This window comes from Streptomyces sp. NPDC046197, from assembly GCF_040646295.1.
Taxonomy (GTDB): Bacteria; Actinomycetota; Actinomycetes; order Streptomycetales; family Streptomycetaceae; genus Streptomyces.
Genome location: NZ_JBEYZY010000001.1, coordinates 55641 through 70370 on the forward strand (window position 1 = coordinate 55641; position 14730 = coordinate 70370).

Genomic DNA, 14730 nt, shown 5'->3' on the forward strand with positions numbered 1-14730 from the left:
GACCACCTTGACGCAGACCATCACCCCCCGCGTCCGGACCCTGGTGCTGCTGCTCCTGGCCGTCACCGGCATGCTCCTGGCAGGCGCCGGCCCGGCCTCCGCGCACGCCGCGCTGACCGGCAGCGACCCCCAGCAGGGGGTGGTGGTCGACAAGGCGCCCACCCAGGTCTCGCTGACCTTCTCCGAGAAGGTCGCCATGAACGACGACTCGCTGCGCGTGCTCGACCCCCGGGGCAAACGCGTCGACGCGGGCAAACCGGCCAACATCAGCGGGACGACGTACGGCGTGCAGCTGCACGGCGGTCTGGCCAAGGGGACGTACACCGTCACCTACCAGGTGGTGTCGGCGGACAGCCACCCCGTCGGCGGGGCCTACACCTTCTCCATCGGCGCCCCCTCCAAGACCTCCGCCGTGGTCGGGGGCCAGAACGTGGGCGGCGGGGTCGTCGGCCTTTTGTACGGGCTCGGGCGTTACATGTCCTATGCCGGCTTCATCGTCCTGGTCGGCGGCGCCGCCTTCGTGCTGGCCTGCTGGCACCGCGGGTCGGGCGTGCGGGCCGTGCAGCGGCTGGTCGTCTCCGGCTGGGTCGCGCTCACCGCGGCGACCCTCGCCCTGCTGCTGCTGCGCGGCTCCTACACCACCTCGGGCAAGGTCGGCGACATCTTCGACCTCACCCTCCTCGGGCAGGTGCTGCAGACCAAGACGGGCGCGGCCCTCGTCTCCCGGCTCCTGCTGCTCGCCGCGGCGGCGCTGTTCATCGCGGTGCTGTTCGGGGCCTGGGACAAACGCGAGGACGAGGAGAAGCGGGACCTGACCTTCGGGCTCGCGATCGGCGGAGTGGTCGTGGCCGCCGGGCTCGCGGCGAGCTGGGCGATGGCCGAGCACGCCTCGACCGGCCTGCAGCCGGGGATCGCGATGCCGGTCGACGTCGTCCACCTGCTGGCGGTCGCCGCCTGGCTCGGCGGGCTCGTCGCCCTCCTCGTGGCGCTGTACCGGGCGCCCGCGGACACCCCGATCGAGACACCGGCCGTACGCCGCTTCTCCAATCTCGCCTTCGGGTCCGTCCTCGCGCTGGTCGCCACCGGGACCTACCAGGCCTGGCGGCAAGTCGGCTCCTGGTCGGCGCTCACCGGTACCCGGTACGGACAGCTGCTCCTCGTCAAGATCGCTCTGGTGATGCTGCTCGTCGGCATCGCCTCGACCTCCCGCCGGTGGACCGGGCGGCTGACGGAGACCGTGGCCGCCGAGGCGGAGGCCAGGCCCCGTACGAAGGAGAAGGAACCCGCCGCCGCACGCAGGAGCGCCGGCGGCGGGAAGGCATCCACCGACGGCTCCGGGCGGGCCGCCCAGCTCGCCCGGCAGCAGGCGGCCATGGCCGCCGCACGGCAGAAGCGGCTGCGGGACGCCGACGCCGACCGGTTCGGGCTGCGCCGCTCCGTGCTGGCGGAGGCAGGCGTCGCGGTCGTGCTGCTCGCCGTCACCACCGTGCTGACCCAGACCGAGCCTGGGCGCACGCAGGAGGCGGCCAAGGCGGCCACCTCGTCCTCGCAGTCGTCCTCGTCCACCTCGTCGTCGGGCGCGGTGACCCTCGACATGCCCTTCGACACGGGCGGCCAGGACGGCAAGGGCATCATCCGGCTCGACCTGGACCCCGCGCGGGTGGGCGGCAACGAGATGCACGTCTATGTGCAGCGGCCCAACGGCCGCGCCTTCGACGTCCCCGAGGTGAAGGTTGCCTTCACCCTGGACGCCAGGAAGATCGGGCCCCTGCCCGTGGCACCCGACCACATCACCACCGGGCACTGGGCGGCCAGCGCAGTGCAGATCCCCATGGCGGGCGACTGGAAGATCGCCGTGACCGTGCGGACCTCCGACATCGACCAAGTGACCGTCACCAAGAACGCGCAGATCGGCTGAACCCCACCATGGCTGACCAGTCCACCCCGGAGGCCGCCCGCCCGAAGTCCCGGCCCACGGTGATCGCCCCCAGGGACGGAGCCGCCGACAACGCCACCGAAGCGCAGGGTGTGTCGCGGCGGCGGCTGCTCGGCACCGCCGGTGCCACCGGTCTTGTGCTGGGCACGGCGGGTGCGGGCGTGGGGTACGCGGCCGCCCCCTCGGCCGCCGTCCCGCTCACCTCGCTGGGCTCGGACCGCGCGATGTTTCACGGGAAACATCAGCCCGGCATCACCGACGCGCTGCAGTCCTGCGGCCACCTGGTCGCCTTCGACCTGGCGGCGGGTGCGGGCCGCAAGGAGGCGGTCGCACTGCTGCGCCGCTGGTCGGCGACGGCCGAGCGGCTGATGGCGGGCGAGGCGGCCGCCCACGACGACACCGGCGTCGCCCGTGACGCGGGGCCTTCGTCCCTGACGGTAACCTTCGGCTTCGGCCACAGCTTCTTCGACCGCACCGGCCTGCAGAAGCAGCGGCCGGTCGCCCTCGACCCGCTGCCGGACTTCTCCTCCGACCGGCTCGACAAGGCGCGCAGCAACGGCGACCTGTGGGTGCAGATCGGCGCGAACGACGCGCTGGTCGCCTTCCACGCCCTGCGCGCGCTCCAGAAGGACACGGGCGGCGCCGCCCGCATCCGCTGGCAGATGAACGGCTTCAACCGCAGCCCGGGTGCCACCGCCCACCCCATGACGGCCCGCAACCTCATGGGCCAGATCGACGGCACCCGCAACCCGAAGCCGTCCGAGACCGACTTCGACAAACGGATCTTCGTGCCCGCGTCCGGCTCGAACGACCCGGCCTGGATGGCAGGCGGCTCCTACGCCGTCGTCCGCCGGATCCGGATGCTCCTGGACGACTGGGAGAAGCTGTCGCCCACGGACCAGGAGAACGTCATCGGGCGCCGCAAGTCCGACGGCGCGCCGCTGAGCGGGGGCACCGAGACCACCGCCATGGACCTGGAGAAGACGGACTCCCGGGGCAACCTCGTCGTTCCCCTCAACGCACACGCCCGAATCACCCGCCCCGACCAGAACGGGGGCGCGGCGATGCTGCGCCGCCCCTTCTCGTACCACGACGGCTTCGACGCGAACGGGGTACCGGACGCGGGTCTGCTGTTCGTCTGCTGGCAGGCGGACCCGCTGCGCGGCTTCGTCCCGGTGCAGCGCAAGCTCGACCGGGGCGACGCGCTGTCGCAGTTCATCCGGCACGAGGCCAGCGGGCTGTTCGCGGTCCCGGGCGGGGCGGCAACGGGCGAGTACGTGGGGCAGCGGCTGCTGGAGGGCTGAGTGCCGAAGGCTGAGGGCGGAGGGCGGAAGTCCGAGGGCCGAGGGCGGAAGGCGGAGGGCGGAAGTCCGAAGGCCGAGGGCGGAGGGCCGAGGGCGGAGGGCTGAGGGCGGAGGGCTGAGGGCGGAGGGCGGAAGTCCGAAGGCCGAGGGCGGAGGGCCGAGGGCCGAGGTCACGCGCCGGTTCACTCACTGGGGCGGCTGTCGGTGAGACGCACGGGCCGTGTTCCCGGGCGCCCATTAGGGTGAGGTCATGCCAGCCAGCTACGCGTACCTCGGCCCCGAGGGCACCTTCACCGAAGTCGCCCTGCGCACGCTTCCGGAGGCGGCCACCCGGGAACTGGTCCCCTACGTGTCCGTGCAGTCCGCGCTGGACGCGGTGCGCGCCGGCGAGGCCGAGGCGGCGTTCGTGCCGATCGAGAACTCCGTCGAGGGCGGCATCACCACCACGCTCGACGAACTGGTCGCGGGCGAGCCGTTGATGATCTACCGCGAGGTGCTGCTGTCGATCACCTTCGCTCTGCTGGTCAGGCCCGGCACGAAGCTGTCCGACATCAAGACGGTCACCGCCCACCCGGCCGCCCAGCCCCAGGTGCGCAACTGGCTGAAGGCCAACCTGCCGGACGTCACCTGGGAGTCGGCCGCCTCCAACGCCGACGGCGCCCGTCTGGTGCAGGAGGGCCGCTACGACGCCGCCTTCGCGGGTGAGTTCGCGGCCGCCCGGTACGGTCTGAAACCCCTGGAGACGGGGATCCACGACGCCGAGAACGCGCAGACCCGGTTCGTGCTGGTCGGCCGGCCGGCCCGGCCCGCGGCGCCCACCGGCGCGGACAAGACCTCCGTGGTCCTGTGGCAGCGCGACGACCACCCCGGCGGGCTGCGCGACCTGCTGGGCGAGTTCGCCACCCGGGGCATCAACCTGATGCTGCTGCAGTCCCGCCCGACGGGTGCCGGAATCGGCAACTACTGCTTCTGCATCGACGCCGAAGGCCACATCAGCGACCGCCGGATGGCCGAGGCGCTGATGGGGCTGAAGCGGATCTGTCTCCAGGTGCGGTATCTCGGCTCGTACCCGCGCGCGGACATCGGCGTGACGGACGTACGGCCTCCGCTGACCGGGACCTCGGACGCGGAGTTCGCGGGGGCGGCGGACTGGGTGGCGCGCTGCCAGGATGGCCGTTTCTAGCCGGACGTGAACGTTCCTGACCGGTCCTACCTGCAGATCTTCGTTATCCACAGGCGTTATCCACAGGTGCCCATCTCGATCTGGGGACAAGTCGACAATGGATCACCACTCGGTCGACAAATCTCCCTGCGACCCCCTGGTGCGGCCACCGAACCGCGCATCACCCTTCGTCCACCCGTTTCCTTTGATTCATCTTTTGGGGCGACGTTTTTCCACTCAAAAGTGGGCTTCGACCGGGTTTGGGCTGGGAATTCTTCTCACTGGCCACAGCTTCCGGAGTGATCAATTCCGAAATCCACAGACCTTCCGCACAGCCTGTGGATAACTCTCCGGAGGGTGTGGATTCCTGTGGACAACCAGGCCGCCAAGTCCCTTCCCGCACAAGGGAATCAGGTCAACCCGGCGCCCGTCGCGTGCCCCGTTCCAGGGAGCAGGTGACCTTTTATTGACACGTTGCGCAATTCCTCCATAACGGTAGGTAAGCCCTGGTTCGGAATACTGAGTCGTGGCGTGGAACGCGGCACCGGTAGCCTTGACCGCGTGATTGACCTTCGCCTGCTCCGTGAGGACCCCGACCGTGTGCGCGCGTCGCAGCGCGCCCGTGGAGAGGATGTCGCGCTCGTCGACGCTCTCCTGTCTGCCGACGAGCGGCGCAGGTCGTCCGGCGTCCGCTTCGACGAGCTGCGCGCCGAGCAGAAAGCGCTCGGCAAGCTGATCCCCAAGGCCACCGGGGACGAGAAGGCCGAGCTGCTGAAGAAGGCCGGCCAGCTCGCCGCCGACGTCAAGGCGGCCGACGCCGAGCGCGACGCGGCCGACGCCGAGACCCAGGAGCTCCTGCTCCGGCTCGGCAACCTCGTCCACCCCGACGTCCCGGTCGGCGGCGAGGAGGACTTCGTCACGCTGGAGACCCACGGCACGATCCGCGACTTCGCCGCCGAGGGCTTCGAGCCCAAGGACCACCTGGAGCTCGGCCAGCTCCTCGGCGCGATCGACGTGGAGCGCGCGGCCAAGGTCTCCGGTTCCCGCTTCTACTTCCTCACCGGCATCGGCGCCCTGCTGGAGCTGGCCCTGGTGAACGCGGCGATCGCCCAGGCGACGGCAGCCGGCTTCACCCCGATGCTGCCCCCGGCGCTGGTCCGCCCGCAGGCGATGGCCGGCACGGGCTTCCTCGGCCAGGCCGCCCAGGACGTCTACCACCTCGACAAGGACGACCTCTTCCTGGTCGGCACGTCGGAGGTGCCGCTGGCGGCGTACCACATGGACGAGATCATCGACGCCGACCGGCTGCCGCTGCGCTACGCGGGCTTCTCGCCCTGCTTCCGCCGCGAGGCCGGCTCGCACGGCAAGGACACGCGGGGCATCTTCCGCGTGCACCAGTTCGACAAGGTCGAGATGTTCTCCTACGTCAACCCGGAGGAGTCGCAGGAGGAGCACGGGCGGCTGCTGGAGTGGGAGAAGCAGTGGCTGTCGTCACTGGAGCTGCCGTTCCGGGTCATCGACGTCGCCTCGGGTGACCTGGGCGCCTCGGCCACGCGCAAGTTCGACTGCGAGGCCTGGATCCCGACCCAGGGCAAGTACCGCGAGCTGACGTCGACCTCGGACTGCGGCGAGTTCCAGTCCCGGCGCCTGCACATCCGGGCCCGCGACGGCAAGACCGTCCGCCCGCTGGCGACGCTCAACGGCACGCTGTGCGCGGTGCCCCGCACGATCGTCGCGCTCCTGGAGAACCACCAGATGGCCGACGGCTCCGTGTACGTGCCGAAGGTGCTGCGTCCCTACCTCGGCGGCCGGGAGGTCCTGGAACCGGTGGCCAAGTGAGCGCCGCCGCCCCGGCGTTCCCCTACAAACTGATCGCGACCGACCTCGACGGAACGCTCCTGCGTGGCGACGAGTCGGTGTCGGGGCGCACCCGTGAGGCGCTCGGGGCGGCCGCCGCGGCGGGTGCCGCGCACATCGTCGTCACCGGGCGTGCGGTCCCCTGGACCCGGCACATCCTGGACGAACTCGGCTACCGGGGTCTCGCGGTGTGCGGCCAGGGGGCCCAGGTGTACGACGTCGGGGAACACCGTCTGCTGACATCGGTGACCCTGGACCGTCAGCTGGCGGGTGTGGCCCTGGCCAAGATCGAGGCGGAGGTCGGCCCGCTGTACCTGGCGGCGAGCCGCGACGGTCTGGACGGCGAGGTCCTGGTGGGACCGGGCTACGCGCTCACGGGCAAGCTCCCGGCGACCCCGTTCACCGAGGCGTCGGACCTGTGGAGCGCCCCGTTGAACAAGATCTACGTCCAGCACCCGACCCTGACGGACGACGAACTGGCCGAGGTGGCCCGGCAGACCGCGGGCGGCTTCGTCACGGTGACCATGGCGGGCGAGGGCATCGTCGAACTCCTCCCCCTCGGCCTGTCCAAGGCCACGGGCCTGTCCCTGGCGGCACGCCGCCTGCGGGCCAGGGCCGCGGACACCATCGCCTTCGGCGACATGCCCAACGACATCCCGATGTTCGCCTGGGCGGCGCGCGGCGTGGCGATGGCCAACGCCCATGAGGAACTGAAGGCGGTGGCCGACGAGGTGACGACCTCGAACGAGGAGGACGGCATCGCGGTGGTGCTGGAGCGGCTGCTGGGCTAGGGGGTGTCGTTCGGATCACCCCGGGTCCGCTACGCACCGTCGCCGTCACCCGGCGCGGCACGCGTGACCCGAGCCGAGTACCCGGTCAAGGTCACGGCGACAGCGTCTCGTGGAGGATGCACGGATCGAACGTGCGCGGGGATCACCCCGACCACGGCTTGAACCAAGCCGGTGCCTTGCCACTCGGCCAATCCTCCGGGTGGGCGGCCCACGCGACGAACGCATCGCGTGCTCGAAGCGGCCGCCCCGGGCAGCTCCCCGTGCGGGGCGGGCTCGACGGAGGGTAACGACTACTCCGGAGCCCGCCGCGGGCTGCCCTGACGGGAGCTGGGCGTACTGTCGTGCATGGACATCGCCCGGCTCCACTCCCTGTACGTGGCGCCGGTCCGATCCGGCGTCGTGGACACCACCACTGTGCCGTCACAACGACTTCGGCGCCACCGAATTAGCCTGCTTCCGAGCCGGGTCAGCCCCGCCGCCACCTGCGCCGACGCACCTTGCTGAAGAACCACCCGGCGGGCGGCTCGTCGGAACGCCACGGCTGCGGCTCGGGCTCCTCACGGCGCCAGCGCGCGGCGAGCATCCGTGCCCGCGCGGACGGCTCGGCGGTCTCGGCGGACCGCACGAAACCCTCGTCCAGGACGACGTCGTCCCACGTGTCCCCGGCCCGCCCGCGACCGTCGCTCTCCGGTATCTCGCCTGCCATCTCCGTCCTCCTGGCCGTCCGTCCGCATTGCCCAGTGTGCCCGGACAGAGGTGAAGTCCCCGTCAAGGCCGGTGGGAGCCCATCGGCTCCCACCGGGACCGTCACTCCTCGCCGGCCAGCGTCAGCGACCGCAGTTTCTGCCCGGCGTACCAGGTGGCCAGTACGGTCACCGTCACCAGCAGCACGGTCGCCGTCGGCAGCCCGACGTCCGAGGTCACCAGATCCCCGCCGGCCACCTTGTGGGCCACGGCCAGCGCCCACTGCTGCACGCTGAGCGTGCGCGCGCCGGGCACCAGCGAGCCGAACAGCGCCTCCCAGACGAGTGCGTAGACCAGTCCGAAGACCACCGCGTGCCGCGAGACCGTGCCGAGCAGGAGGAAGAGCGCCGCGTAGGCGATCGAGGCAACCAGTGCGGCCACGGTGTAGGCCACTGCGATCTGCTGGCCGTTGCCGTTGAGGATCAGTCCGGCGACGAACGTCGGCACCGCCGAGAACACCATCGTGACCGCGATCGCCACGATCAGCTTGGTGAAGATGATCGTGGGCCGCTTCAGCGGCTTGGACAGCAGGTATACCACCGAACCGTCGTCGATCTCGGGCCCTATCGCGCCGGTGCCCGCGATGACGCCGATGATCGGCACCATGGTGGCGAGCGCGAGTCCGCCCAGGACGTTCACGGCCGTCTGATCGTCGGCGCCGGCGAGGGCACGCACTGCGACGGCGATGACGATCAGCAGCAGCGGAAGCGCGCCGAGGATGAGGGCCCGGCGACGGCCGAGCAGGGCCCGGTAGGTGAGCCGGGCGACTGTGGGGTCGTACATCTTTGGCCTCCTACGCCGCGACCAGGTACGAGAAGACGGATTCAAGCGACTCGTCGGACGGCGAGACCGTGTACAGCCGGATGCCGTGGTCCCGGGCCACCCTGGGCAGCAGGGCGGTGAACCGGCCGAAGTCGACGGCCTGGATGCGCAGGGCGCCCTCGGCGAGGTCGACCTCGATGCCGGACGTCGACGGATCGGCGATCAGCGCGGCCGCCAGCGCGCGGTCGTCGCTGGAGCGCACCAGGTACCGGTGCGGGCGGTCGGTCATCAGCCGGCGGATCTTGCGGAAGTCGCCGCTGGCCGCGTGCCGCCCCGCGACGACGACCTCGATGTGCCAGGCGAGCTGCTCGACCTCCTCCAGGATGTGGGAGGAGAACAGCACCGTGCGGCCCTCGTCACCCATCCGCTTCAGCAGGTCCATCAACTGCATGCGCTGGCGCGGGTCCATGCCGTTGAACGGTTCGTCGAGCAGCAGCAGGGAGGGGTCGTGCACGAGTGCGGAGGCCATCTTCACGCGCTGCCGCATGCCCTTGGAGTACGTGGCGATCTTCCGGTCCTGCGCGTACTCCATCTCGACCGTGGCCAGCGCCCGCTGGGCGGCCTTGGCGCCCAGGCCGTGCAGCTCGGCGTTGGCGACGACGAACTCGCGACCGGTGAGGAAGTCGTACATCGCCTCCCGCTCGGGGACGATGCCGATGTGCCGGTAGATGTCCTCGTTGCGCCACACCGGCTGCCCGTCGAGCGTGACGGTGCCGGCGGAGGGGGCGAGGAAGCCGGCCATCATGTTGATCAGGGTGGACTTCCCGGCGCCGTTGGGACCGAGCAGGCCGGTGACGCCGGGGCCGATCGTCATGGTGATGTCGTTGACGGCGACCACGTTGCCGAACCAGCGGGAGACGTGGTCGATGGAGAGCGTGGTCACAGTCCCACCTTCCGGTAGCGGCGCAGGAGGAGGCCGTAGCTGGCGGCGATGACACCGAGGACGACGAGGACGTAGACCACGCCTTCCGCGGTCGTCGGGGCGACGCTCCCGGGGTTGCGGGCGGTCGCGCCCAGGAAGGCCGACTGCAAACCGTCGATGAGCGTGACGGGCGAGAACAGGCCGATCCAGGGGATCACGCCGGTGTTGCTCTGCGCGTCGGCGATGGCCTGGAGCACGGACACCGCGCCGTAGGAGATGGTCAGCACGGCGATGACGGCCGCGATGCCGAAGCCACGGCGCGGGGTGACCGAGGCGATGACCAGGCCGATGCCGGCGAAGAGCAGTGAGAGCAGTGCCACGGAGACGAGCCCCTGGGCGAATCCCTTGGTCTGGTGCGCGAAGTCGAGCTTGGCCAGCAGCGCGCCCACATAGAGCACCAGCAGCGGGGCGGCGGTCAGGATGAACAGCGCCGAGGCCAGCGCCGCGTACTTGGCGCGGACGTAGTCGGCGGTCTCGATGGGGCGCGAGAAGTACAGCGGCACCGTCTTGAAGCGCAGGTCCCGCGAGACGGACTGGGGTGCCTGCGAGGCGACGTAGAGGCTGATGACGGCCTGCATGAGGATCGCGTAGCGCGTGTACTCGACGGGCAGTTCCTTCGCCTTGGTGGCGACGGCCACGGCCACCATGATGGCCGCGGGCACGCACATCACGATGAACAGCAGGATCGGCAGCACCTTCGACTTCACCGAGCGGCCGAGGCCGTAGGCACCGCGCAGCGACTGCGAGTAGAGCGAGCGGCGGGCGTAGGCGCGGCCGAGACGGGGGCCGTCGTAGGTGCGGTAGCCGATGTTGTGGATGCGGGTCTGGTCACCCGGCGGGGTCGCTGCGGTGTGCTCAACTGCCATGGCCGACGGCCTCCTTCCGCTGGGCGTCGCTGTCCTTGAAGACTTCCGAGATGTGGTGCCGTCGCTGCTCCATGCGCACCAGGCCGAGGCCGAGCTCGGCGACCACGTCGCGCACCAGGTCGTAGGTCTCCTCGCCCTGGGCGGTCAGCAGCAGCATGTGGCCCGCGCCGGGCAGTCCGCTGCCGTCCTCGGTGGTCACCCCGCGCGCGTGGAGCGCGTCGCGCACCGCGCGGGTGCCGTCCGGGTGCTCGTCGCTGTCGGTGACCTCGACGGCGAGGGTGGTCGTGGTCTGTGTGAAGTCCGTGGTAGAGCTGGAGCGCAGGAGCTTGCCGCCGTCGATGACGACGACGTGGTCGCAGGTGCGCTCCAGCTCGCCCAGCAGATGTGAGGTGACCAGGACCGAGATGCCGAAGTCGGTGTGGATACGGCGGATCAGGCCGAGCATGTCGTCGCGGCCGACCGGGTCCAGGCCGTTGGTCGGCTCGTCCAGGAAGACCAGCTGCGGGTCGTGCACCAGGGCCTGGGCCAGCTTCACCCGCTGCTTCATGCCGGTCGAGTAGCCGCCGATGGGGCGGTAGCGCTCCTCGTACAGGCCGACGTGGCGCAGCGTGTCCGCAGTGCGCTCGCGCGCGGCGGTGGGCGGCAGGCCGGACATGCGCGCCATGTGGACGACGAACTCGGTGGCCGAGACGTCCGGCGGCAGGCAGTCGTGCTCCGGCATGTAGCCGACACGCTCGCGGATGGCGGCGCCCTTGGTGGCGACGTCCAGGCCGAGCACCTCGGCGCGGCCCTCCGTGGCGGGGGACAGACCCAGCAGTATCTTGATCAGTGTGGACTTGCCGGCTCCGTTGGCGCCGACCAGTCCGGTCACACCGGGTCCGACGTCCACAGAGAGCCGGTCAAGTGCGGTCACCCGGGGGAACCGCTTGCTCAGGCTTTCGGTCGCGATCACAGTCACATCTTCGACAGTAGTGACGCGGGCCACGCCAGTCGTCAGACCGCAGAGCCGTCTTGGAGTCCGACTCCAGTATTACGGGGGCCCTAGGGGTCACACCCTCAGGTCTCACGCGCTCCCGGTACCACCGGCCTGCCATGCACCACTATTGACGCGTGGTCTAACAACTGGAACAGTCGCCAGGGCCGTCCGGGTCCGACAGCGAAACAGCGGCACGGGCGCGAAGTTCCAGGAGATCCTGGTGGTGACCGACTCCGGGATCCGCAGCTGACCGACTCCGGGATCGGGAGCTGACCGACTCCCGGATCCGGAGCTGACCGACTCCCGGATCCGGACCTGACCGACTCCCGGATCCAGGAGAACGCCTTCTTTGCGGACGACGATGCCGCACATGCGGCGCTGGGCGGAGGAGATGTGACGACGCTGAAGGGCGCGCGGGAACGCTGGGTGAGGACCGGCGGGGTCGAGCTGTGCGTGGCCGAGCTGGGGGACCCGAGGCAGCCGACGGTCGTCCTGGTGCACGGCTATCCGGACAGCAAGGAGGTCTGGTCGGAGGTGGCCGAGCGCCTCGCAGGGCGCTTCCACGTCGTGCTCTACGACGTCCGGGGACACGGGCGTTCCACGGCACCCCGGCCGCTGCGCGGCGGCTTCACACTGGAGAAGCTCACGGACGACTTCCTGGCGGTCGTGGACGCCGTCAGCCCGGACCGGCCGGTGCACCTGGTCGGGCACGACTGGGGCTCGGTGCAGTCCTGGGAGTTCGTCACCGTACGGCGCACCGAGGGCCGGATCGCCTCCTTCACGTCGATGTCCGGGCCGTCTCTCGACCATTTCGGCCACTGGATCGACCGGCGCCTGAAGCGCCCCACCCCGCGCCGGGTCGGCCAGCTCCTCGGCCAGGGCGCCAAGTCCTGGTACGTGTACCTGCTGCACACACCCGCGCTGCCCGAACTGGCCTGGCGCGGTCCGCTGGGCAGGCGCTGGCCGAAGATCCTCCGGCGCGTCGAGAAGGTTCCCGGCAGCGACTACCCGACCTCGTCGCTCCCCGAGGACGCAGCGCACGGCACCTGGCTGTACCGGGACAACGTGCGGGCCCGGCTGCGCAGGCCGCGCACGGACGCCTACGCGCACGCGCCCGTGCAGCTCATCACACCGCTGCAGGACGCGTTCCTGTCGGAGAAGCTCTACGACGACCTGGAGCGGTGGACGCCGCAGTTGGTGCGCCGCACGCTCCCCGCCCAGCACTGGATCCCTCGCACCCGTCCCGACCAGCTGGCGGCCTGGATCACGGAGTTCGCGACCGCCGCGGAGGGCGGTCGGCCGGTGCCCGCCGCCACCGGCAGGTACGCCGACCGCTACGGCGGCCGGCTCGTGCTGGTCACCGGCGCGGGCAGCGGCATCGGGCGGGCCACGGCGTTGGCGTTCGCCGAGGCCGGGGCGCGCGTGGTGGCCGTCGACCGGGACGCGGAGGCCGCGGCCCGCACCGCCGAGCTGTCCCGGCAGGCCGGTGCGCCGGCCGCCTGGGCGGAACCGGCCGACGTGTCCGACGAGCAGGCCATGGAGAAGCTCGCCGAGAAGGTCGCCGCCGAGTACGGCGTGGTGGACGTGCTGGTGAACAACGCCGGCATCGGCCTCTCCGGCTCGTTCTTCGACACCACCCCGGAGGACTGGAAGAAGGTCCTCGACGTCAACGTGTGGGGCGTCATCCACGGCTGCCGCCTCTTCGGACGGCAGATGGCCGAGCGCGCGCAGGGCGGGCACATCGTCAACATCGCCTCCGCGGCGGCCTACCAGCCCTCGAAGGCGCTGCCCGCGTACAGCACCTCCAAGGCGGCGGTGCTGATGCTCAGCGAGTGCCTGCGCGCCGAACTGGCCGGGCAGGGCATCGGCGTGACCGCCATCTGTCCTGGCTTCGTCAACACCAACATCACCTCGACGGCACGCTTCGCCGGTGTCGACGCCGAGGAGGAGAAGCGCCGGCAGCAACGCACCGCGCGGCTGTACGGGCTGCGCAACTACCCTCCGGAAAAGGTCGCCGCCGCGATCCTGCGCGCGGTCGCCCGCAACGAGGCGGTGGTACCGGTGACGCCCGAGGCCCGTGTCTTCCACGCGCTGTCCCGCTTCAGCCCACGGGCGCTGCGAAGGCTGGCACGCATGGAGCCGCCGTTGTGATCGACTGCCGGGACCGACTCCGTCGGCCACGGTGACAACTGCCTTGAGAAGAGCGGCGGTTGTCCACAGTTTCAGCGATTCACCTGTGGATAACCCCCGTTTGTTGTGGACCAAACCTCCGCGGATAAATGAACTGCGTGACCCTCGTCTCTCCCGGCAGGCTGGTGGGATGGACGAAAGACGCACCGTGAAGGTGTCGAAATACCTGTCGAAGCACCTGCGCCACCAGCCGGAGCGCATCGGACTGACCCTGGACGAGGGCGGCTGGGTCGGGATCGACTCCCTGATCGCGGCGGCGGCCGCCCACGGCTTCCGGTTCACGCGCGAGGAACTGGACCATGTGGTCGCCACCAACGACAAGCGGCGCTTCGCGATCGAGGGTGGCCGGATCCGCGCCAGCCAGGGCCACAGCACCGAGGTCGACCTCGGACTGCCGGCGGCGACCCCGCCGCCGTACCTCTACCACGGGACCGTGACAGGCGGCCTGGCGGCGATCCGTGCCGAGGGGCTGCGGCCGATGAACCGCCACGACGTCCATCTGTCGCCCGACCGGGAGACCGCCACCCGCGTGGGCGCCCGCCGCGGGCGCCCGGTCGTGCTCGGCGTGGACGCCGCCGCCATGCACCGCGACGGCCATGTCTTCCACGTGAGCGCCAACGGAGTCTGGCTGACAAAGGCGGTGCCCCCGCAGTACCTGCGGTTTCCCCGCAACCGCTGACCCCGTTCCGTCGTGATCAGCGGTATGGACCATTTGCCGACCACCGAAGCCGCCGTCACCGCCTGCCGGGCGATCGCCGTCGGGTACGCGCGCGAGATCGAGGTGACCCACGACATCGGCGCGGACCAGACCTCACGCCGCAGCGCCGCGGGAGTCGGCGTCACGACCGACCCGGACGGTTCGCTCCCGCACGAGGCGTTCGTCGAGTTCGGCGGCGTGCCGCGGGTGACCGTGCGCCTCTACCCGGAGGACGACGCCCTGATCACCGTCGAGGGCGTCGAGTGTCCGGATCTGCCCCGCGACGATGTACCCGCCTTTCTGCGCTCCGTCTTCGGGGACCTGGCGTACGTGAAGGTGCGCCGCTTCCCACCGGGCTGTCAGCTGGTCGTGCCGATGCCCGGCGACCGCGCGCACAAGGAACGGATCCCGGTGATCACGCTCACTCCGTGGCTGAGCCGTCGCACACGGTGACCGTTTCACG

13 protein-coding genes and 1 tRNA gene are annotated in these 14730 nt (G+C 70.8%); 8 read left to right on the plus strand and 6 right to left on the minus strand.

The window, feature by feature from the left end:
- Positions 1–7 precede the first annotated feature (7 nt).
- From AB0A61_RS00255 to AB0A61_RS00275, 5 genes are all read left to right on the plus strand, one after another.
- On the plus strand, positions 8–1918 hold the full coding sequence (locus tag AB0A61_RS00255) for a copper resistance protein CopC (protein WP_361283652.1): 1911 nt from the start codon (positions 8–10) through the stop codon (positions 1916–1918).
- A gap of 8 nt (positions 1919–1926) precedes the next feature.
- Complete coding sequence (gene efeB / locus AB0A61_RS00260; protein WP_361283655.1) at positions 1927–3240, plus strand: iron uptake transporter deferrochelatase/peroxidase subunit; 1314 nt, start codon at positions 1927–1929, stop codon at positions 3238–3240.
- A gap of 250 nt (positions 3241–3490) precedes the next feature.
- On the plus strand, positions 3491–4423 hold the full coding sequence (gene pheA, locus AB0A61_RS00265; protein WP_361283658.1) for a prephenate dehydratase: 933 nt from the start codon (positions 3491–3493) through the stop codon (positions 4421–4423).
- 540 nt (positions 4424–4963) lie between these two features.
- A complete protein-coding gene (serS, locus tag AB0A61_RS00270; protein WP_361283661.1) occupies positions 4964–6241 on the plus strand; it encodes a serine--tRNA ligase in 1278 nt (425 codons plus the stop codon).
- On the plus strand, positions 6238–7050 hold the full coding sequence (locus AB0A61_RS00275; protein WP_361283664.1) for an HAD family hydrolase: 813 nt from the start codon (positions 6238–6240) through the stop codon (positions 7048–7050). The genes serS and AB0A61_RS00275 overlap by 4 nt, the downstream gene beginning before the upstream one ends.
- Positions 7051–7160: 110 nt before the next feature.
- Here the strand turns inward: AB0A61_RS00275 and AB0A61_RS00280 are convergent.
- The 6 genes from AB0A61_RS00280 to AB0A61_RS00305 form a co-directional block, all read right to left on the minus strand.
- Positions 7161–7247, minus strand: a tRNA-OTHER gene (locus tag AB0A61_RS00280).
- Between the two features lie 269 nt (positions 7248–7516).
- On the minus strand, positions 7517–7756 hold the full coding sequence (locus AB0A61_RS00285; RefSeq protein WP_361283667.1) for a hypothetical protein: 240 nt from the start codon (positions 7754–7756) through the stop codon (positions 7517–7519).
- 101 nt (positions 7757–7857) lie between these two features.
- Positions 7858–8577, minus strand: coding sequence for an ABC transporter permease (locus AB0A61_RS00290; RefSeq protein WP_361283670.1), 720 nt, complete (start codon positions 8575–8577; stop codon positions 7858–7860).
- Positions 8578–8587: 10 nt separating this feature from the next.
- Positions 8588–9499 carry an ABC transporter ATP-binding protein gene (locus AB0A61_RS00295; RefSeq protein ID WP_361283673.1) on the minus strand — a complete coding sequence of 304 codons (912 nt, stop codon included), beginning with the start codon at positions 9497–9499 and terminating at the stop codon, positions 8588–8590.
- A complete protein-coding gene (locus AB0A61_RS00300; RefSeq protein ID WP_361283676.1) occupies positions 9496–10404 on the minus strand; it encodes an ABC transporter permease in 909 nt (302 codons plus the stop codon). Before AB0A61_RS00300 ends, AB0A61_RS00295 begins: the two co-directional genes overlap by 4 nt.
- The gene (locus tag AB0A61_RS00305) at positions 10394–11356 is read right to left on the minus strand and encodes an ABC transporter ATP-binding protein (RefSeq protein WP_361283679.1); all 963 of its coding nucleotides are present in this window, start codon (positions 11354–11356) and stop codon (positions 10394–10396) included. Before AB0A61_RS00305 ends, AB0A61_RS00300 begins: the two co-directional genes overlap by 11 nt.
- A 417-nt stretch (positions 11357–11773) precedes the next feature.
- Between AB0A61_RS00305 and AB0A61_RS00310 the strand changes: the two genes are divergently transcribed.
- From AB0A61_RS00310 to AB0A61_RS00320, 3 genes are all read left to right on the plus strand, one after another.
- Positions 11774–13531 carry an SDR family oxidoreductase gene (locus AB0A61_RS00310; RefSeq protein ID WP_361283682.1) on the plus strand — a complete coding sequence of 586 codons (1758 nt, stop codon included), beginning with the start codon at positions 11774–11776 and terminating at the stop codon, positions 13529–13531.
- A gap of 169 nt (positions 13532–13700) precedes the next feature.
- Positions 13701–14249 (plus strand): RNA 2'-phosphotransferase, encoded by a 549-nt coding sequence (locus AB0A61_RS00315; RefSeq protein ID WP_361283685.1) that lies wholly within the window; start codon positions 13701–13703, stop codon positions 14247–14249.
- Positions 14250–14273: 24 nt separating this feature from the next.
- The gene (locus AB0A61_RS00320; protein ID WP_361283687.1) at positions 14274–14720 is read left to right on the plus strand and encodes a hypothetical protein; all 447 of its coding nucleotides are present in this window, start codon (positions 14274–14276) and stop codon (positions 14718–14720) included.
- Positions 14721–14730 lie beyond the last annotated feature (10 nt).